Below are 18479 nucleotides of genomic sequence, written 5' to 3' on the forward strand. Positions count from 1 at the left end.
CCGTCCGGGCGTTCATCCGCCCATGCCTCGTTGCCTACTCCTCGCCGCGCAGGTACCGATTCCTGGCAACGATGTGAACGCCGACGCCTCCGGGTTGGACGTGGGCGCAACCGTGGTCGCGGGAACCGTCCAGCTGCGACCGATTCCCGGACCGACGTGCATTGCCGCTATGCCGTTCTATTCATCGGCGTAGCCGAGCAGCTCTTCATGCGGAGGCGAGTCCTCGCGCCAGTACGGGTTCGCGCCATCAGGCTTCGCGCGATGACGTGCCGTGGTGAGCACGAGTTCGTCCTTCGCTCGTGAGATCGCAACGAAGAATTCCGCCATCACGTCCTTCGGCTTGCTACCCCAGAAGAACTGTGGCTCGACCCCAAGGACAATGACCTTCTCAAACTCCAGGCCCTTGCACTTATGAACCGTCAGGATCCGCACGGCGTCTTCCTCGGACAGCCTGTCGAGTGCCTCTACCGGATCGCCGTCAACGTCCAGCTCGCGCTTGAATGCGCCGGCGGCTTCCTTGATGACATCTTTAAGGCGGGAGCCCTGCTGGTACGAAGGCGAGAGCGCGTTCAGCGCCGGACGCGTCACGAACTTTAAGAAGGCGGAGATGAGCGGCTTCCACGACACAAAATTCGCCTGATCGAAGCTGGCAGCGCGCACGGCCAGTCGGTCCTGAAGGAGAATCGTTCGCAATTTGCTGTCCAGTACACCGTCGACCTCCTCGATACCCCCTCGCGTCACGACACGCACGAGCTCGCCGTAGGCGGTCGGGCGTCCTTCGTCCGCAACCACTCGCAGGTAGTTGAAGATCAGGGCCGCGACCGGCTCTGTCGTCAGGTCTTGGGACTGCTGCTCGTTGCGAAAGGGAATCCCCGCCGCTGTGAGGTGCCCAGCCAGCACGGCCGTGATCAGATGCGGCTGTTGCCGAGCGAGCACCGTGATGTCTTTCGGCGGCACGCCAGCGTCGAGCCACTCCTGGATCAACGTTGTCACAGTTGCCGCCTCATCCTCGTCGGTGTCGAAGCGGAGCGCCTGAAGCACGCCTTCATCGCCGACGAGGTCAGCCTCGGGACTAGCAGCAGTCGGATCCATCTCGAGAATCATGCGGTTCTGCATCCGTCGCAGGCGCGGCTTCGAACGAAAGTTTTGATAGAGCTGCAGCTCTAACGCACCGAAGTCTGAAGCAAATGTCGCCATAACCCCTTCCAGCGGCAGGCGACGCCGCCCGCGAGCTCGGAGCGACCGTCGCGGAGGAGTTTGTCGACCCAGGCCACTCGGCGCAGTCGATCTAGAGGCGCCCAGAGTTCAAGCGCATGATGCGCTACATCGATGAGCACTCGGAGGTGCGATATGTCGTGATCTACATGCGCTCCCGCGTCTTCCGCAACCACCTCGATGCCGCCGTCACCAAGATCCGGCTCAGGGAGAAAGGCATCACCCTCGTCTCGGCGAAAGAGAAGTTCGGCGACGGCTACATGGGCGACGCCATGGAAGCGATCACCGACATCATGAATGAGGTGCAAGTTCGCCAATCCGGTGAAGACATCAAGGTCAAGATGGCTCATAAGGTGCAACGCGGCGGCAGTGTTGGTCGGGCAAAGCTCGGGTACCTCAACGTCCGCAAAGAGTTTGACGGGCGCCTGGTCAACACCATCGACCTCGACCCCGACCGCTATCAAATTCTGCAGTGGGCGTTCGCGCAGTACGCCACCGACCAATACTCCATCTGGCAGCTGTGTGGGTTGCTCGAAGAACAGGGACTGACAACCCGCCCATCTTTGAAGCGTCCGGCTCGACCACTTTCGCCCAGCGCACTCGCAAAAATCCTCCGAGACCCGTACTACGCAGGGACCATCCGCTACAAAGGCGCGCTCTACGCGGGACGTCACCAAGCAATCATCGACAAAACGACGTTCCTCACCGTTCAGAAGATCCTCGACCGACGCAACCGCAAGGGCGACCGAGACATCACCCACTTCCACTACCTGAAAGGCCTGCTGGCCTGCGGACAGTGCGAATCCGAAGGTCGCACCAGCCGACTCGTCTATAGCCAGAACGTCGGCAACGGTGGCACCTACGAGTACTACCTGTGCGCCGCCAAACAGCGCGGAAACTGCACCATCGGCACCATGAGACTGGACGACATCGAAGCAGCCGTGGCCCGCGCCGTCGCCGCCGAACGCTTCCACACCGAATCCATCGACACGATCCGACGCGAGGTCACCCGCGCCATGGAGACACTGCAGGCAGCCGACCGAGAGCTCAAAGACAGCCTGCGGAAGCAACTGACCACCCTCGAAGCGCAAGAAGATCGGCTCATCGACCTCGCCGCAGACGGCGCCATGCCCAACGACAAGCTCCGCGGCAGACTCAACGACATCACCCTTCAAAAAGCCTCGATCAAAGAGCGTCTCGCCAAGACGGAAACCCACCTTCGATCAGGCGCCGAACGAGTAATCGCGTACGTCGACCTCCTCGAAAATCCTGGAGACCTCTACACCAGCCTCGCAGGCAACACCCGACGCGACCTCCTGGCGGCGTTCTTCCAGCGCCTGATCGTGCACGTGGAAGACGACGGCCTGCACATTCGCCCGGTCCGAACCGACGTCAACGAAGCGCTCCACGACTGGGAAACGAACACCCCCGCTGCAAACGAAAGAGCCTCCCGCGTTTCCGCGGAAGGCTCTCCGTTTTCGACCATCCAAAGGGACTCTTCGTCCAATGGTTTGAGTAACAGTCAATTGGTCGGGATGACAGGATTTGAACCTGCGACCCCTTGACCCCCAGTCAAGTGCGCTACCAAGCTGCGCCACATCCCGTTACCCGCGAGCGGGCAACTCCCCTATATTAGCCCCTCCCCGACACCGTCGCGAACCAGCGCCCACCCCGGGCGTGTGGCGCGCGTCGAACGGCGTGATGCCCTTGTCGATGTCGGACCCCCTCGCTAGCGTCGCGACATGACGATCGAGATCCTGCCCGCCACCGGTGACCGCTTCGACGACGCCGAGACGGCCCTCGACAGCGGCGACGGCCCCGGCTGTCAGTGCCAGTGGTGGCTGCTCACCAACGCGCAGTTCAACGACGAATCGCGCAGCCAGTTGACGGAGCGGTTCCGCGCCGAGACGCGGAGCGAAAGGGCGCCCGGCCTCATCGCCTACGTCGACGGCGAGCCGGCCGGGTGGGTCCGGGTCGGTCCACGTCTCGCGCAGCCGCGCCTCGTCCGCACGCGCGACGTCAAGACCGCGACCGTGGAGCCTCTCGACGCCGACGACGTGTGGGCCGTGTCGTGCTTCGTGGTGCGGGAGCAGCACCGGGGCACCGGCCTCACCCGTGCCCTCCTGCATGCCGCGGTGACCTTCGCCCGTGAGGGCGGTGCCCGCGTCGTCGAGGGCTACCCCCTTGATCCGTCGGTCCAGAAGCGTTCGGCTGATCAGCTGTTCCGCGGCACGGTGGCGGTCTTCCAGGATGCGGGCTTCGACATCGTCGACCGCCCCAAGCCCGACCGCGCCCTGGTCTCCCTCACTCTCCGCGATTGATCGCCCGTCTTACGATGGAGGTTCGCCGACGAAGGACCTGAGATGACGGATGCCACGACCACCGCTCGCGTCGACGCGTGGCTGTGGGCGGTGCGCGTCTACAAGACGCGGTCGGCCGCGACCACGGCGTGCCGCGCCGGACACGTGCGCGTCAACGGCGAACGGGCGAAGGCGGCTCAGCCGGTACGTCCCGGCGACGAGCTCCGCGTGCGCATCCAGGGGTTCGATCGCATCCTGGTCGTGAAGAAGACCATCGCCAAGCGCGTCGGTGCCGCTCTGGTGGCCGAGTCGGTGGACGATCGCACTCCCCCGCCCCCGTCGAAGGAGAGCATGCCGTTCGTGCCCGTCCGCGACCGCGGCGCAGGACGCCCCACGAAGCGCGACCGCCGCGAGATCGAGAAGCTGCGCGGCCGCGAGCTCGACTGAGCCCGTCGGCGTCGCACCACGCGGGGCTGCGTCCGGTCGTTGCGCCGGTCGCGGGGACCGATGGCTTCGACAGGCTCAGCCACCTCGCCGGGAAGGGAATCGCCGCCGGTCGGAAGCGCCGTCAGCCCAGCTGATCCAGCGCCCAGCGTGCGCCGCGCACGGTCGCGCCGAGAGCCTCGACGCGGGCCGCGAGCTCACGGTCGCCGGTCACCACCACGACGGGATCGAACGCCCCCACGAGCCCGCGCACGGCCTCGACAATCTCGTCATCACCCTCACCCGGGGCGCGGCGGACCTCGAGGGCCGGAGCCACCGGCTCCGCCGCCCGAGACTGTCCCTCCAGCACGGCGACCACCCGCGGGAACCAACGTGTGGCGGAGAGGCCGAGGAGGTCGGCATCCACCCCCTGTTCGGCGAGACGGGAGAGCTTCGTGACGAGGCGGGTCGCGGCTCCCGCGCGATCCTTCCACCAGCCATCGGGAACCGACCCCATGACGTTGGCCACGTCGACCACGATCGCCGGACGAGAGCCCAGCGCTGCGCGCAGCGCCGGCCAGGCCGCAGCGAATCCGGGGTGCAGCGGAAGGTCCGTCACCCGATCGACCGCGACCCACTCGAGGGCCACGCTCTCGGGGTCGCTGATGACCGGCTCGAAGGGCGTCGTGACGTCGGCGACGAGCGTGGAGTACGACCAGATACCCAGATCGAGGACGCTCTCGAAGCGCGCGCGCACGGCATCCACGGGCACACCGGCCTCTTCCGCCGACTCGCGCAGAGCACCGTCGCGAGCGGACTCCCCCTCGTGACGCGCTCCGCCGGGCAGCGCCCAGGTGCCGCCGAAGTGGCTCCACGAGACCCGGTGCTGCAGCAGCACGCCGCGCTCGGGGTCGAGGGCGAGCAGGCCCGCCGCGCCGAAACGTCCCCAGTACTTCTCGCCCGTGGGCGCGACGACCCACGCGTCGCCGGGGTCGCGCGGCCCGTGCGGTCGCCGCGGTTCGCCCGGGGCGGGAGGCTCGATCGTCATCCCGTCCAGCCTGGCACAGCCGTCGGGTGGGAGCGCCGCCGTGCGTCATATCCCGCCGCGGAACGCGCCACACTTGACGGGTGGAGTACGAATTCGACGACGACCCCCGGCGCATAGACCGTGACGCGGTCTGGCAGTGGCTGAGCACCGAGGCCTATTGGGCCCGGTGGCGCACCCGCGCCGACGTGGAGGCTCAGCTCGACAGCGCGTGGCGCCTCGTCGCCGCCTACCGCCGCGACACCGGCGAGCTCGTCGGCTTCGCACGGGCGATCTCCGACGGCGTCGCCTTCGGCTACCTCGCCGACGTCTTCGTCGTCGAGGGGCACCGCGGTCACGGCATCGGCCGGGGTCTCGTGTCGCTGATGATCGACGAGGGTCCGGGCCCGCACTTCCGCTGGACCCTCTTCACCAGCGACGCGCACGGCCTGTACCGGAAGTACGGATTCGTCGAGCCCGACCGGACCGCCCTCGTGCGTCCGGCGGCGTCCGTCTGACGCCGGCCCCGAGACGGCGCGGTGGACGGGCAGGGCCCCCGGTACCGCCACCGACGCCACTCGCGAGCGGATGCCGAGCGCAGGGCCAGCGGCATCCATCCTCCCCGCACACGCGAACGTCCCGACCCCCATGGGGGCCGGGACGTTGGGTATCGAGATCAGGCGTCGAATTGCGCTCCGCGCGGATCGCTGGGCAGCAGCTCGAAGACGAAGAGGATGATGCCGCCGACGAGCGGAACGAACCCGATGAAGATCCAGAACCCGCTGCGGTTGGTGTCGTGCAGACGGCGCACGATGAGCGCGAGATGCGGCACGAACGTCGCGAGGCCCCACAGCGACAGGATCACGTAGAACACGAAGCCGAGACCCGACGGCACGGCGGTCTGTCCGAATTCGTCGACCCCCGGTCCGCCGGTGAGCAGCGCCAGAACGCTGAGCACGATGGACACCAGCGCGTTCGCGAGGACCCACCACCAGAATTCGCTGCGGCTGGCGCGACCGCGGAAGGTCGCGTACTTCTTGAAGAAGCGCTGCACGGCGGCGCCGAACGAGGCGCCGTAGAGCGGCTGAGAAAGCGGAGTAGTGCTCTGCGTGTACGACATGTGTGTCCCCCTGACACGATGACGGATGATGCCCGATGCGGCGGCTGATCGCCCCCCGCTCGTGCACTGTATCGAGACTGCACGCCCGCCGTACGAGAACGACGCTCCATGACGACTCACACGTCGAAGCGCGCACCCTCCGGCCGCGGCCCCTGAACCGTGAAGACGAGGAGCACCAGGACGCCGATGAGGGGCACGATCCCGACGAGCATCCACAGGCCGCTCCGCCCGGTGTCGTGGAGGCGCCGCACCAGCACGGCCAGTGTCGGCACGATCGTGCCGAGGGCCCAGACGATCCAGATCAGCGAGAGGATCACCCCGTGCGGTCCCGTGATGGTCGTCGAGCCGTCGGCCTCGATCCGCACGCCGTCGGTCAGTGTCGGCAGCGCGTTCAGCACGGTGCCCACGACGGTCCCGGTCAGGACCCACCACCAGTACTCGCTGCGACTCGCCCGTCCGCGGAAGGTCGCGTACTTCGCGAAGAACCGCCTGACGGCAGCGCGAAGCGGCGCGCCGTAGTAGGGCTGGTCGAGGGGTGGTGCGATCGCGGTCATGGCGCGCCTCCGGGAGGGATCAGGGATGCCACGGCCCCCGCCGTCGCCCGTGCACTGTATCGGCACCCGGCTCGCGGCCGCGGACCCTTGCATCCGGCCCCGCACGGGACTCGCCACGAGCAGCCGGCCGGCATCCCGGCGGGATGACGCCGAGACGACAGGCACCCACCATCTTGCGCCCCCGGCGCCTCGCCGGACATCGCCCCGCGACCCCGGCACGCGTCGCAGTGACCGCCCGCGGCGACGCGAACGCCCCGACCCCCCGAGAAGGGGACCGGGGCGTCGGACGCGCGGCTCAGCGCTGGCGCTTCTCGCGGATACGCATGTTCAGCACGATCGGCGTGCCCTCGAAGCCGTAGATCTCGCGCAGGCGCCGCTGGATGAACCGGCGGTAGCCCGGGTCGAGGAACCCGGTCGTGAACAGCACGAATGTCGGCGGACGCGTCGCCGCCTGCGTCCCGAACAGGATGCGGGGCTGCTTGCCGCCGCGCAGCGGATGCGGGTGCTCGGCGACGAGCTCCGAGAGGAAGGCGTTGAACTTGCCGGTGGGGATGCGGGTGTCCCACGACTCCAGCGCCGTCTCGAGCGCCGGCACGAGCTTGTCGAGGTGACGGCCGGTGCGGGCCGAGATGTTCACGCGCGGAGCCCACGCCACGTGCGCGAGGTCCTGCTCGATCTCGCGCTCGAGGTAGCGGCGACGGTCCTGGTTCTCCATGTCGTCGTCGTTCAAGCGGTCCCACTTGTTGAACGCCAGCACGAGAGCGCGACCCGACTCCAGGACGAGGTCGATGATGTTGAGGTCCTGCACGCTGATGGGCTGCGACACATCGAGCACGACGACCGCGACCTCGGACTTCTCCAGCGCGGTCGAGGTGCGCAGCGACGCGTAGAAGTCGGCCCCCTGCGACAGATGCACGCGGCGCCGGATGCCGGCGGTGTCCACCAGCGTCCAGAGCTTGCCGCCGAGCTCGACGACCTCGTCGACGGGGTCGCGGGTGGTGCCCGCGAGCTCGTTGACGACGACGCGCTCCTCGCCCGCGGCCTTGTTCAGCAGCGACGACTTGCCGACGTTCGGGCGACCGAGGATCGCGACGCGGCGCGGTCCGCCGATCTCGTACTTCGCGACCGCCGAGACCTCGGGCAGCACCTTCATGAGCTCGTCGAGCAGGTCGGCGACGCCGCGACCGTGGATGGCCGAGACCGGATGCGGCTCGCCGAGGCCGAGGTTCCACAGGGCCGTGGCCTCGGGCTCCTGGCGGGCGTCGTCGACCTTGTTGGCGATGAGGAAGACGGGCTTCTTGCTCTTGCGCAGGAGCTTCACGACGTGCTCGTCGGTCGAGGTCGCCCCCACCGTGGCATCCACCACGAACAGCACGACGTCGGCGAGGTCGATCGCGACCTCGGCCTGGGCGGCGACGGAGCGGTCGATGCCCTTCGCGTCGGGCTCCCACCCGCCGGTGTCGACCAGCGAGAAGCGGCGGTCGAGCCACTCGGCCTTGTACGTGACGCGGTCGCGCGTGACACCGGGGGTGTCTTCCACGACCGCCTCACGGCGACCGAGGATGCGGTTCACGAGCGCCGACTTGCCGACGTTCGGCCGACCGACGATCGCGACGACCGGCAGTGCGGGCAGGAACTCGATCTCGCCGTCGCCCGACGCCAGCCCCGCGAGCAGTTCGGCGTCGTCCTCGTCGAGGTCGAAGTCGGCGAGGCCCGCACGCAGTGCTTCGGCTCGCTGCTCGGCGAGCGCCTCGTCGAGGTTCTGCATCTTCTCGGCGAGCTGGTCGGGCCCGCCTTCGTATTCGTCTTCTTCAACGCCCATCGCGGGCTCCCATCGTGTTCTCGACGACGCTCAACACGGCGTCGACGGTCTGTGCGAAATCGAGGTGGGTCGAGTCGATGACCTCGACGCCGGGCGCGGCGGTGAGGAAGTCGACGACCGTGGAATCAGCGGCATCCCGCTTGTGCAGAGCCGCGGCGACGGCCGCGGCGTCCTGCGAGGTGAGTTCTTTGCTGCGTCGGGCCGCCCGCACCTCGGGGGCCGCGGTCAGCAGGATGCGCACGGGCGCGTCGGGGTACACGACCGTCGTGATGTCGCGCCCCTCCACCACCACGCCGGGAAGACCCGCGGATGCCACGAGCCGACGGAACAGCTCGTTCACCGCGTGCCGCACGGGGGCGACGCGCGCCACCCCGCTCACCGCGTCGGTGACCCGGGGCTCCCGGATCGCGGCCGTGACGTCGGTAGACCCGACGCGCACCCACCGGTCGGTGGTGTCGAGCGAGATGGCGTAGTCGAAGTCGCCGAACACCTCGAGCACCGCGGTGGCGTCGGAGGTGTCGACCCCGTGTTCGAGCGCGTGCCACGCGAGGGCGCGGTAGGCGGCGCCGGTGTCGAGGAAGCCGTAGCCGAGGCGCGCGGCCGCAGCCTTCGACACGCTCGACTTGCCGCTGCCGGCGGGGCCGTCGATCGCGACGACGACGGGAGCCACGGACGCCGACCCCTCGGCCGGGGCGCCGAAAGCGGGCTTGAGGAGGGACTCAGTCATGGGTGGTGCTCGCAATCCGCCATCCGCGCTGCTGGAGCCCGTCGACGGCTCGACGGACCGCGTCGGGCACGACGCTGATCTCGGCGAGGCCGAACGGAGCACCGGGCGAGTGCTCGAGGCGCAGGTCTTCGACGTTGACGTCGAGGTCTCCGAGCTCGCCGAAGAGGCGGCCCAGCTGTCCGGAGGTGTCGTCGACCATGACGACGAAGGTATCGAAGCGGCGGTTCTGTCCGTGCTTGCCCGGCAGGCGTTCGACGCCCTCGTTGCCGCGGCGGATGGTGTCGGCCACCGTCCGGCGGGCACCGGGCACATCGGGATCGCGCAGGGCGTCGGCCACGTCGGTGAGATCGGAGGCGAGCCGATCGAGCACGTCGACCACGGGGGCGGCGTTCGCGCCGAGGATCTGCACCCAGAGTTCGGGAGCGGATGCCGCGATGCGCGTCGTGTCGCGCACGCCCTGGCCGGCGAGACGGAGGGAGCCGTCGGGCGCCTCCACGAAGCGTCCGGCGAGCAGGCTCGCGACGAGCTGCGGCACGTGCGACATGAGCGCGACGGACTCGTCGTGCTCCTCGGGCGTCATCTCGATGAGCGTCGCGCCGAGGTCGAGAGCCAGCCCCTCGACGAGCGACAGATCGTGCGCCGAGGTCTCGCCGTCGCGGCAGACCACCCACGGGCGGCCCACGAAGATGTCGGCGCGCGCAGAGATGGCTCCCCCGCGCTCTCGCCCCGCCATGGGGTGGGAGCCGATGTAGTGGGTCAGGTCGACCCCGCGTGCACGCAGAGTGCGCAGGGGCTCGAGCTTCACGCTCGCGACGTCGGTGACCACGGCATCCGGGTATCGGGCGAGCTCGCGCTCGACGACGTCGGCCGTGACGTCGGGCGGTACCGCCACGACGATCAGCGAGGGGGCGTCGTCGGGGCGCTCCGCGCGACCGGCGCCGTAATCGATCGCCAGCCGCAGCTGGGAGGGCGACGCGTCGACGAGCACCACATCGACCCCGCGCGCGGTCAGTGCGTGGCCGATGCTCGCGCCGAGGAGACCGGAGCCCACGACACGGACCGTGCCGCTCGTGCGGGTCGCCAAAGGCCCCGCCGCGCGCGCGGACGCCTCGTTCGATTCGCTCATCGGGTCTCCTGCTGCCCTGGGCGGTGCCGCACGCACCGCGAGACGCCCGGGAGGCTCACTCCACCGGAGCGTCGCCGTCTCGACGAGACAGCGTGAGCAGGGCACCACGTTCTACTGTAGTCAACTCGCGCGCCTTGCCCACCGGGAGTGTTCCCAGGTGAAGGGGTCCGAACTGCCGCCGCACCAGTTCGACGACCGGATGACCGACCTCGGCCATCATGCGGCGCACGATGCGGTTCTTGCCCGAGTGGAGGGTCAGCTCCACCAGGCTCTCCCCCCGCGAGGCGTCCAGGAGGCGCGCCTTGTCGGCGGCGATGCGTCCGTCTTCGAGCTCCACGCCCTTCAGCAGGCGCTGGATGGTCTGCGGCAGCACCTGCCCCTCGACCTTCGCGATGTAGACCTTGGTCACCCCGAACGAAGGGTGCGCGAGCACGTGGGCGAGGTCGCCGTCGTTGGTCAGTACGAGCAGGCCGCTCGTGTCGGCATCCAGTCGTCCGACGTTGTACAGCCGCTCGTCCCAGTCCTTCGTGTACCGACGCAGGTCGGGGCGGCCGCGGTCGTCGCTCATCGAGCTCACGACCCCGGTGGGCTTGTTGAGGATGACGTAGCGCTTCGACTCGTCGAGCTGGATGGCGGTCCCGTCCACGTCGACGAGGTCGGTCTCGGGGTGGATGCGGCGGCCCAGCTCGGTGACGACGAGGCCGTTCACGCGCACGCGCCCCTCGACGATCATCTGCTCGGCGACGCGGCGTGACGCCACTCCCCGGTTGGCCAGCACCTTCTGCAGGCGCACGCCCTCTTCACTCGCCGAGCCTGCGCCCCCGGTCGTCGAGCCTGTCGAAGCGTCGCTCATTTCAGTACCTCTCCGTCGAATCCGTCCGAGCCGTCGTCGAGCAACGGCGAGATGTGCGGCAGCTCGTCGAGCGAGTTGATGCCGAGGTTGATCAGCAGCTGATCGGTCGTGCCGTAGTGGATCGCCCCCGTGTCGGGGTCGGTGAACACCTCGGTGATCAGTCCGCGGGCGAGCAGGGTGCGCACGACCGAGTCGACGTTGACGGCGCGGATGGATGCCACCTGCCCGCGCGTGACGGGCTGCTTGTACGCGATGACGGCCAGGGTCTCCAGCGCGGCCTGCGACAGTCGCGAGGGCGCTTGCGTGTTGACGTACTCCCCCACGACGTCGTCGTACTCCTCGCGCACGTACAGGCGCCATCCGCCCCCGACTTCGCGCAGCTCGAACCCGCGGCGCGGTCCCCCGGTCTCGCCGTCGTAGTCGGCGACGAGCGCCTCGACCGCCTGGCGCACGGCCGGAACCGGAGCGCCGACCGCGGCGGCGAGGCTCACGAGACTCTGCGGCTCCTCGAGCACGAGCAGAATCGCCTCGAGGCGACGAGCGACGGATGCCGGGTCGGCCGACCGCGGCGCGGGAGATGGCGCGGGCGCGGTCTCGGCGGTCGGGGGCCCCGCAGGCGCTTCCTGCGCCGCGGGCGAAGTCATGGGATCAGCGGTCATAGTCGGCTCCGAGGGCGGCGAGGTTCTCTTCGGACCACCGTTCGGCGGTCCAGCGCAGCGTCAGCTCACCGAGGGGCTCCAGCTGCTCGAACGACAGGGCAGCGTGGCGGTAGAGCTCGAGGATCGACAGGAAGCGCGCGACGACGACCCCCGTCTCGGTGACACCTGCGACGAGATCCCGGAAGTTCAGCGTGCCCGCCGAGCGCAGCAGCGTGACGACGATCGCGGCCTGCTCACGGATGCTGACGAGCGGGGCGTGCAGGTGATCGAGTCCCACGGTCGGGATCTGCTTCGGGGCGAGGGCGACGACGGCCAGCGCCGCGAAGTCGGCGGCGGTGAGGGTCCACTTCAGCTCGGGGACCGCGCTGCGATACTTCTCGTCGAGGCGCACGGCGCGCGTGTGCCTCTTGTCTTCGCGCTGGAGGCAGCGCGCGAACCAGGCCGAGACCTCTTTGAACGCGCGATACTGCAGCAGACGCGCGAAGAGCAGGTCGCGGGCCTCCAGCAGCGCCACCGATTCGGCATCCACGAGCTCTCCCTGCGGGAGCAGTCCGGCGATCTTCATGTCGAGCAGGGTGGCGGCGACGACGAGGAACTCCGATGCCTCGTCGAGGTCGGCGTCGGGGCCGAGGGCGCGCAGATAGGCGATGAATTCGTCGGTCACCCGACTGAGGGCCACCTCGGTCACGTCGAGCTCAGCGCGCGAGATGAGCGTCAGCAGCAGGTCGAAGGGTCCGTCGAAGTCGGGCAGGGAAACGCGGAAACCGCCAGCGTCGGTCCCGGTCCCATCGACAGGCTCAGGGACCTCAGCAGGGAGGGGGTCGCCGGTCGCGAGGTGGCTGAGCCCGTCGAAGCCACCGGGACTCGCCGCGTCAGTGCCTTCCGCGGGCTCGGGACCCGGCCGCGCCGCGACGGGGCTGCCCGTGGGGGTGTCGTCAGGCGACGGCGCCACGGGCGACCAGCTCCCGCGCCAGCCGCAGGTAGGCCTGAGCGGCGGCATGTTCGGGGGCGAACTCCGTGATCGGCATGCCCGAGACCGACGCGTCGGGGAACTTCACCGTGCGACCGATCACCGTCTCGAGCACGTCGTCGCCGAACGCCTCGACCACCCGCTCGAGCACCTCGCGCGAGTGGAGGGTGCGGGGGTCGTACATCGTCGCGAGCACCCCGTCGAGCTCGATCGCCGGGTTGAGGCGGTCGCGCACCTTGTCGATGGTCTCGACCAGCAGTGCGACACCGCGCAGGGCGAAGAACTCGCACTCGAGCGGGATGAGCACGCCGTGCGCCGCGGTGAGGGCGTTGACGGTGAGCAGACCGAGCGAGGGCTGGCAGTCGACGAGGATCACGTCGTAGTCGGCCGCGACCTTGCGCAGCACGCGGGCCAGGATCGTCTCGCGGGCGACCTCGTTGACCAGGTGCACCTCGGCCGCCGACAGGTCGATGTTGGCCGGGATCACGTCGAGACCCTCGACGCGGGTGTGCACGATGACCTCGCGCGGGTCGCGCTTGGTGTCCAGCAGCAGGTCGTAGATGGTCGGCACGTCGTGCGTCTGGATGCCGAGACCCGCCGACAGCGCGCCCTGCGGGTCGAAGTCGATCGCGAGGACGCGCCGGCCGTAGCCCGCGAGGGAGGCCGCGAGGTTGATGGTCGTCGTCGTCTTGCCGACGCCGCCCTTCTGGTTGCAGAGCGCGATGATGCGGGCGGGACCGTGTCCGTCGAGCGGCTTCGGGGTGGGGAACCCCTGGTAGGGGCGTCCGGTGGGTCCGAGGATGACCTCGTCCGCGCCCGTCTTCGTGCCCTTCGTGCTCGCCGACACCGAGTCTCCCGCCTTCGTCATAACGGTTCCGAGTCTAACCGCCGCCCGCTCTCCCGCCCGGTGTGACCCGCGGGCGGCGCCCCCGAACCGTGCAACCGAGGTCCCGAGCCACGCAACCGAGGTCCCTGAGCCCGTCGAAGGGACCGGGCCCCGCTGCCCATCGCTCCCCGAGGCGCCACCACCCCGCGCACGATCGCCCGGTGACTCCGACGAGCTCAGCCGCCTCCTCACCGAGGGCTCCGGCGCCCCTACCCCGCGCGGACAGCCACCCGCGCGCGACGCGCCTGCACGAACAGCGCCAGGGCCACCGTCAGCGCGGCCCACGCGGCGGCGACCTTCGTCAGCACACCGTAGATGAGGTGGGTGGTGGTGTACTCCTCGCCGAACCCGCCGTTGGCCCCCAGCGCCACGAGGGATGCCACGACCAGCAGAACCGGGAGCGAGAGCCACCACGCCCAGCGGGCGGCATCCGGAAGCACCCTCCGTACGGGCTGGGGCGCATGCCGTGACAGCCACACCAGCGCGAAGATCCCCAGCACGGCCAGCCCGAACACCCCCGACCCGTACTGCAGCCACTTCGTCACCGAGAAGGGGCCCCAGCGCTCCGCGAGGGCGGGGAGCAGTTCCTCCCCCGTGCGCCCCTCGTGGGTGAACAGGTCCCAGGCGATGTGCGAGGCGACGCCGAGCGCGAGCGAGAGGACGAGCCACAGGATGCCGAGGGCTCCCCCGCCGACGCTCTCGCGCACCCCCGCGCGCGCATCCGTGTCCCACTGCGCCGGCAACCGCTCGGCCACCGGCCGCGGCAGCAGCTCGCGCGTCGCGGGGCGCAGCGCGCACCGCCACACGAGCAGTAGGACGAAGGCGACGACGACCGTCACCGGCAGCCATGCGAAGTCGTGGGTGAGGCCGTAGTCGGGCCACATCCCGCGCACGAACAGCGGCAGGTCGGGGGTCATCGCCCCGATCGCGATCGCCGCCGGGACCAGCCGCGTGCGCACGAACGGCAGTGCGACGACGGCGTGGCTCGGCGTGAACGGCATGTCAGCTGAGGAAGAGTCCCGCGAGGGTCTTCTTGCCGCGCCGCAGCACCGACACCCCGCCCGGGAGCGTCCCTTCCACGACCGCGTCGTCGCTCGCGACCTTCGCGCCGTCGAGCGAGACACCCCCCTGTGCGATCGCGCGCCGCGCGTCGCTCAGGCTCGACGACAGGCCCGTGGCCGTGAGCGCCTCCACGACGCTCGAGCCGGCGGCGACGGTCGCGTGCGGCAGCTCCTGCAGCGCCGTGCGGAGCACCGTGGCATCCAGTCCGGTCAGGTCGCCCTGGCCGAAGAGGGCCTCGGTCGCGGCGATCACGCTGTCGGTCGTGTCGGCGCCGTGCACCGTCGTGACGACCTCGCGCGCGAGACGCTTCTGCGCGGCGCGACGGAAGGGCTCGTCCTCGACCAGACGGGCGTACTCGTCGATCTCGGCGCGCGAGAGGAAGGTGAACACCTTGAGCCGCTCGATCACGTCGCGATCGTCGGTGTTGAGCCAGAACTGGTACATCACCCACGGGCTGCACATCTCGGCATCCAGCCAGATGGCGTTGCCCTCGCTCTTGCCGAACTTCGTGCCGTCGCTGTTGGTGATGAGCGGCGTGCCGATGGCGTGCACGGAGACGCCCTCGACCTTGCGCACGAGATCGGTGCCGCTGGTGAGGTTGCCCCACTGGTCGCTGCCACCGGTCTGCAGCACGCAGCCGTACTGCCGGTGCAGCTCGAGGTAATCCATGCCCTGGAGGATCTGGTAGCTGAACTCGGTGTAGCTGATGCCCGCCTCGGAGTTCAGGCGCGCGCTCACGGCATCCTTCTTCAGCATCGTGCCGACGCGGAAGTGCTTGCCGATCTCGCGCAGGAAATCGATCGCGCTGAGGGGGGCGGTCCAGTCGAGGTTGTTGACGATGCGCGCGGCGTTGTCGCCCTCGAAACTCAAGAATCGCTCGACCTGGGCGCGCAGGATCGCCACCCACTCGGCGACGGTCTCGCGCGTGTTGAGCGTGCGCTCGGCCGTGGGCCGCGGGTCGCCGACGAGACCGGTGGAGCCGCCCACGAGTCCGAGCGGGCGGTGTCCGGCCAGTTGCAGGCGACGCATGAGCAGCAGCTGCACGAGGTTTCCGAGGTGCAGGCTCGGTGCGGTCGGGTCGAACCCGCAGTAGTAGACGATCGGGTCCCCCGACAGCAGTTCGCGCAGCTCGTCCTGGTCGGTGGAGACGTGGACCAGGCCGCGCCACAGCAACTCATCCCAGACGTTGTCGAACGTCGGATCGTTGGCGGGTGCGAGGGCGCTCACGGGCGCCGCATCGGTGGAGGCAGACACCGGTTCAGGCTACCAGCGGGCTCGCCGGGCGCCGGATGGCGGGGTCCGGTTCCACCGACGGACACGCACGCCGGGGGCGCGGATGGCTGTCGACGGCGTCCTCGGGCCGAGGGCGCCGGCGCGCGGGCGGGGCGCCACGATACGCGCGACACCCTGGAGCGCTCAGCCCTGAAGCGGAGACGTCGCGACGGACGGCGGCTCGCTCGGCAGCAGGAGCAGGCGCGTCTGCGTGCGGGTCATCGCCAGGATGACGCCCACCAGAGCGGCGAAGACGACCCCGCCCCCGGCGAGCATCCACCCCCGGACGATCGCGGTGATGTCGCTTCCGCCCGCGGCGAGCACCAGCGTCACGATCCCCGCGATCACGGCCGCGACCGCGAGGACGGCGACGAGGATGGCGACGATCACGAGCGTCTGCAGGGCCGCTTCCGCGTGGAACGTCGGACGGATGCCCCACCGGGTCAGCGTGTACGCGGTCCATCGCGTCCCCGTCCACCACCGGCTCATCGTGCGGGAGATCGGATACCACCCCGCTCCGGGGCCCTCCACCGCCCCGGGCAGCGGCCGCACGGCATCCGGGTCGAGGGGGTCATCCTGAGGTGCGGGGGTGCGCCGCACCGCCGTGGTCTGCGCGGCCATCGCGAGGAACAGCGCACCGAGCAGCAGCGTCGTCACCGCGGAGAACGGCCAGCTGCCGGCCGTCGCGGCGAACGTCCCCTGCAGCAACGCGAGCGAGAGGAAGACCGCTCCCATCGTCCACGCGACAGCGGGCGATTCGGTGACGGCCCAGTCGACGCCGGCCCGGCCTCTCCGGATGCGCGAGCCGGACCAGACTCTCCCGTCCCACCAGCGCACGAGCTCCGAACGGGTCGCGTACCACCCGGGCCGCGGCCCGTCCGCCTCGCCGGCGGAGGAGTGCGGATGCCGATCCTCGGCCACCATGGACGGCCGCGCCTCCTCGGGAGCCCGGCCCTCGGGAACGGGGGCCTCGTGCGCCGTCCACTGCGCTCCGTCCCACCAACGCAGCTTCCCCGGCGTCCCGGCGTCGTACCATCCCGGCTCAGCGGTCATCGCGTCCCCCCTCGCATCGCTCGACCCTAACCGCACGCCATCGCCCGCGCGAGCGGTTGCTCACCCGGCGTTCACACCCCACCAGACGAGGAAGGCCGCGGCGAGCGAGGTCACCCAGCTGACGAGGCTGCCGATCAGGAAGTACTCGGCGCGGTCGCCGTCGTCTCGATCGCGCGAGATCTCGGGGAAGCGCACGATGCCCTTCGCGGCCAGCACGGCCGCCAGCAGCGTGTAGGCGCCCGCGAGGGTGAGCACGAACACGAGGATGCGTTCGAGGGGGCCGATGAGACGTCCGCCCTTGAGGGTGGGAGGGGACTGCTCGTCGTCTGCCGCCCCGCCCATCTCGGAGCGCAGCGCGATGCGCACGACGGCGTTACCCGACTCGAGCAGGAAGACGAGGCAGCCCACCACGAGCAGCACCACGTCGATCGAGACCGCCTCACCGGGGCGGTAGGCGGACCAGGCCGCGCCGATGAGACCCGGGCGCGCGCGGCCGGGAGCGATCACGACGCACGCGGCGGCCGCCAGCCCCAGCAGCGCGACCGGCCAGAGACCCGCGCGCGCGGCGCCCGTCTCAGGCAGCACCCGCGTCCAGATGGCCGCGACGGCGACGGCGAGGACACCGGCGACCACGGCGTCGAGCCCGGCCGAGACGACGACGAGCAGCACCGCGGCCACGGAGAAGACGATCCAGCGACGGGAGCGGATCATCCGCCGCAGCAGGTCGACCCCACCCACCGCGAGCAGCAGGAGCCCGGCGGCGATCATGCGCGCGCCCCCGCGACCAGCACGTCGTACCCCTCGACGATGGCGGCCGACCCCGCTGAGGCGAGCGCCTGCGACACCGCCGACTGGCTGATCCCCTCCTGCTCGGCGAGCTCGCGCTGCGATCGTCCGAGACAGCGGCCGTAGGTGAGGCGGCGGGCGCGCTCGCTCATGGCCGAGACGGACTGGTCGCGACTCAGGGCGTACGCGGTGGCCAGAGCGATGGTCTCGGTCATGGCGGCATCCTCTCCCTCCGCCGGCTCGATCCACGTGCGCGCGAGCGGCGCGGCGCGCTGCTGCAGCCGCTCGACCTGCTCGATCGCGGCGCGGGCCGCCCACCAGGCCGGCCCCTCGGGAACCTCCCGGCCCTGCAGGGCGATGGGTCGCACCTCGCCGACCCCGACCCCGAATCGGCAGTCGACGCCCTCGGGAAGGGCGAGACGCAGCAACAGGAGCGATGCGAGGGCCGCCGACAGCGAGGGGTACTCCCCCTGCAGTTCGTCTCCGACCACCGCGGCGAGAGGTGCCGTTGCGACCGGGAGCACCTTCTCGACCCCGGCGACGGCGTCGGCGATCGCGCGCTGCGCTCCCGCGCGGTCAGCCAGTCGTCGCGAGGCGACGATGTCCGCGATGACGGCAACGCTCATG

General features: G+C 70.0%; 20 protein-coding genes, 1 tRNA gene and 1 pseudogene. 5 read left to right on the plus strand and 17 right to left on the minus strand.

The genetic code is table 11. The features are described 5' to 3' along the window. Positions 1-177: 177 nt before the first annotated feature. The gene (locus AB0N82_RS14615) at positions 178-1197 is read right to left on the minus strand and encodes a 3'-5' exonuclease (protein WP_363392512.1); all 1020 of its coding nucleotides are present in this window, start codon (positions 1195-1197) and stop codon (positions 178-180) included. 110 nt (positions 1198-1307) lie between these two features. Between AB0N82_RS14615 and AB0N82_RS14620 the strand changes: the two are divergent. Both AB0N82_RS14620 and AB0N82_RS14625 read left to right on the plus strand, forming a co-directional pair. Beyond that, positions 1308-1571 (plus strand): annotated as a pseudogene (locus tag AB0N82_RS14620) (recombinase family protein); the annotation flags it as partial. Further along, on the plus strand, positions 1557-2780 hold the full coding sequence (locus tag AB0N82_RS14625) for a recombinase family protein (protein WP_363393329.1): 1224 nt from the start codon (positions 1557-1559) through the stop codon (positions 2778-2780). The pseudogene AB0N82_RS14620 and the gene AB0N82_RS14625, both read left to right, overlap by 15 nt. Here the strand turns inward: AB0N82_RS14625 and AB0N82_RS14630 are convergent. Further along, positions 2743-2819: transfer RNA gene (locus AB0N82_RS14630), tRNA-Pro, on the minus strand. The two genes, AB0N82_RS14625 and AB0N82_RS14630, sit on opposite strands and share 38 nt — an antisense overlap. Positions 2820-2957: 138 nt before the next feature. Between AB0N82_RS14630 and AB0N82_RS14635 the strand changes: the two genes are divergently transcribed. Together AB0N82_RS14635 and AB0N82_RS14640 are read left to right on the plus strand one after the other, a co-directional pair. Then, complete coding sequence (locus AB0N82_RS14635) at positions 2958-3536, plus strand: GNAT family N-acetyltransferase (RefSeq protein ID WP_363392514.1); 579 nt, start codon at positions 2958-2960, stop codon at positions 3534-3536. 42 nt (positions 3537-3578) lie between these two features. Beyond that, a complete protein-coding gene (locus tag AB0N82_RS14640) occupies positions 3579-3962 on the plus strand; it encodes a S4 domain-containing protein (RefSeq protein ID WP_076674808.1) in 384 nt (127 codons plus the stop codon). A gap of 121 nt (positions 3963-4083) precedes the next feature. Here AB0N82_RS14640 and AB0N82_RS14645 read toward each other — a convergent pair whose 3' ends face one another. Next, positions 4084-4986, minus strand: a complete 903-nt coding sequence (locus AB0N82_RS14645; protein WP_315993043.1) for an NUDIX hydrolase — start codon at positions 4984-4986, stop codon at positions 4084-4086. Positions 4987-5066: 80 nt separating this feature from the next. Between AB0N82_RS14645 and AB0N82_RS14650 the strand changes: the two genes are divergently transcribed. Then, positions 5067-5480, plus strand: a complete 414-nt coding sequence (locus AB0N82_RS14650) for a GNAT family N-acetyltransferase (RefSeq protein ID WP_315993044.1) — start codon at positions 5067-5069, stop codon at positions 5478-5480. 158 nt (positions 5481-5638) lie between these two features. Here the strand turns inward: AB0N82_RS14650 and AB0N82_RS14655 are convergent, their stop codons facing one another. From AB0N82_RS14655 to AB0N82_RS14720, 14 genes are all read right to left on the minus strand, one after another. Beyond that, positions 5639-6082, minus strand: coding sequence for a DUF805 domain-containing protein (locus tag AB0N82_RS14655; protein WP_363392517.1), 444 nt, complete (start codon positions 6080-6082; stop codon positions 5639-5641). Positions 6083-6198: 116 nt separating this feature from the next. Next, positions 6199-6636, minus strand: a complete 438-nt coding sequence (locus AB0N82_RS14660; protein WP_363392519.1) for a DUF805 domain-containing protein — start codon at positions 6634-6636, stop codon at positions 6199-6201. A gap of 295 nt (positions 6637-6931) precedes the next feature. After that, positions 6932-8458, minus strand: coding sequence for a ribosome biogenesis GTPase Der (der, locus tag AB0N82_RS14665; protein ID WP_315993047.1), 1527 nt, complete (start codon positions 8456-8458; stop codon positions 6932-6934). Beyond that, entirely contained in the window at positions 8448-9185 is a 738-nt protein-coding gene (cmk, locus tag AB0N82_RS14670) for a (d)CMP kinase (RefSeq protein ID WP_363392521.1), read from the minus strand. Before cmk ends, der begins: the two co-directional genes overlap by 11 nt. Continuing rightward, positions 9178-10311: a prephenate dehydrogenase gene (locus AB0N82_RS14675; protein WP_315993049.1), complete on the minus strand. Its 1134-nt coding sequence runs from the start codon at positions 10309-10311 to the stop codon at positions 9178-9180. The genes cmk and AB0N82_RS14675 overlap by 8 nt, the downstream gene beginning before the upstream one ends. 55 nt (positions 10312-10366) lie before the next feature. Then, entirely contained in the window at positions 10367-11164 is a 798-nt protein-coding gene (locus AB0N82_RS14680; RefSeq protein ID WP_315993050.1) for a pseudouridine synthase, read from the minus strand. Further along, positions 11161-11808, minus strand: coding sequence for an SMC-Scp complex subunit ScpB (gene scpB, locus AB0N82_RS14685; protein ID WP_363392523.1), 648 nt, complete (start codon positions 11806-11808; stop codon positions 11161-11163). Before scpB ends, AB0N82_RS14680 begins: the two co-directional genes overlap by 4 nt. Before the next feature lie 4 nt (positions 11809-11812). Further along, entirely contained in the window at positions 11813-12574 is a 762-nt protein-coding gene (locus tag AB0N82_RS14690; RefSeq protein WP_315994572.1) for a segregation/condensation protein A, read from the minus strand. Between the two features lie 184 nt (positions 12575-12758). After that, positions 12759-13661: a ParA family protein gene (locus AB0N82_RS14695; RefSeq protein ID WP_315993052.1), complete on the minus strand. Its 903-nt coding sequence runs from the start codon at positions 13659-13661 to the stop codon at positions 12759-12761. Positions 13662-13888: 227 nt separating this feature from the next. Continuing rightward, positions 13889-14680 (minus strand): DUF4184 family protein, encoded by a 792-nt coding sequence (locus AB0N82_RS14700; RefSeq protein WP_363392525.1) that lies wholly within the window; start codon positions 14678-14680, stop codon positions 13889-13891. Between the two features lies 1 nt (position 14681). Continuing rightward, positions 14682-15995, minus strand: a complete 1314-nt coding sequence (gene tyrS / locus AB0N82_RS14705) for a tyrosine--tRNA ligase (RefSeq protein WP_315993054.1) — start codon at positions 15993-15995, stop codon at positions 14682-14684. Between the two features lie 162 nt (positions 15996-16157). Beyond that, a complete protein-coding gene (locus AB0N82_RS14710; RefSeq protein ID WP_363392527.1) occupies positions 16158-17066 on the minus strand; it encodes a DUF2510 domain-containing protein in 909 nt (302 codons plus the stop codon). Between the two features lie 60 nt (positions 17067-17126). Next, positions 17127-17834 (minus strand): hypothetical protein, encoded by a 708-nt coding sequence (locus AB0N82_RS14715; protein ID WP_363392529.1) that lies wholly within the window; start codon positions 17832-17834, stop codon positions 17127-17129. Beyond that, the gene (locus AB0N82_RS14720) at positions 17831-18478 is read right to left on the minus strand and encodes a SatD family protein (RefSeq protein ID WP_315993057.1); all 648 of its coding nucleotides are present in this window, start codon (positions 18476-18478) and stop codon (positions 17831-17833) included. Before AB0N82_RS14720 ends, AB0N82_RS14715 begins: the two co-directional genes overlap by 4 nt. Position 18479 lies beyond the last annotated feature (1 nt).

It is taken from the genome of Microbacterium sp. NPDC089186 (genome assembly GCF_040685115.1).
GTDB lineage: Bacteria > Actinomycetota > Actinomycetes > Actinomycetales > Microbacteriaceae > Microbacterium > Microbacterium galbum.

Coding starts and splice junctions, on each gene's coding strand:
- AB0N82_RS14615 (WP_363392512.1), bottom strand. CDS start 1,197: ATGGCGACATTTGCTTCAGACTTCGGTGCGTTAGAGCTGCAGCTCTAT.
- AB0N82_RS14625 (WP_363393329.1), top strand. CDS start 1,557: ATGGCTCATAAGGTGCAACGCGGCGGCAGTGTTGGTCGGGCAAAGCTC.
- AB0N82_RS14635 (WP_363392514.1), top strand. CDS start 2,958: ATGACGATCGAGATCCTGCCCGCCACCGGTGACCGCTTCGACGACGCC.
- AB0N82_RS14640 (WP_076674808.1), top strand. CDS start 3,579: ATGACGGATGCCACGACCACCGCTCGCGTCGACGCGTGGCTGTGGGCG.
- AB0N82_RS14645 (WP_315993043.1), bottom strand. CDS start 4,986: ATGACGATCGAGCCTCCCGCCCCGGGCGAACCGCGGCGACCGCACGGG.
- AB0N82_RS14655 (WP_363392517.1), bottom strand. CDS start 6,082: ATGTCGTACACGCAGAGCACTACTCCGCTTTCTCAGCCGCTCTACGGC.
- AB0N82_RS14660 (WP_363392519.1), bottom strand. CDS start 6,636: ATGACCGCGATCGCACCACCCCTCGACCAGCCCTACTACGGCGCGCCG.
- der (WP_315993047.1), bottom strand. CDS start 8,458: ATGGGCGTTGAAGAAGACGAATACGAAGGCGGGCCCGACCAGCTCGCC.
- cmk (WP_363392521.1), bottom strand. CDS start 9,185: ATGACTGAGTCCCTCCTCAAGCCCGCTTTCGGCGCCCCGGCCGAGGGG.
- AB0N82_RS14675 (WP_315993049.1), bottom strand. CDS start 10,311: ATGAGCGAATCGAACGAGGCGTCCGCGCGCGCGGCGGGGCCTTTGGCG.
- AB0N82_RS14680 (WP_315993050.1), bottom strand. CDS start 11,164: ATGAGCGACGCTTCGACAGGCTCGACGACCGGGGGCGCAGGCTCGGCG.
- scpB (WP_363392523.1), bottom strand. CDS start 11,808: ATGACTTCGCCCGCGGCGCAGGAAGCGCCTGCGGGGCCCCCGACCGCC.
- AB0N82_RS14695 (WP_315993052.1), bottom strand. CDS start 13,661: ATGACGAAGGCGGGAGACTCGGTGTCGGCGAGCACGAAGGGCACGAAG.
- AB0N82_RS14700 (WP_363392525.1), bottom strand. CDS start 14,680: ATGCCGTTCACGCCGAGCCACGCCGTCGTCGCACTGCCGTTCGTGCGC.
- AB0N82_RS14710 (WP_363392527.1), bottom strand. CDS start 17,066: ATGACCGCTGAGCCGGGATGGTACGACGCCGGGACGCCGGGGAAGCTG.
- AB0N82_RS14715 (WP_363392529.1), bottom strand. CDS start 17,834: ATGATCGCCGCCGGGCTCCTGCTGCTCGCGGTGGGTGGGGTCGACCTG.
- AB0N82_RS14720 (WP_315993057.1), bottom strand. CDS start 18,478: ATGAGCGTTGCCGTCATCGCGGACATCGTCGCCTCGCGACGACTGGCT.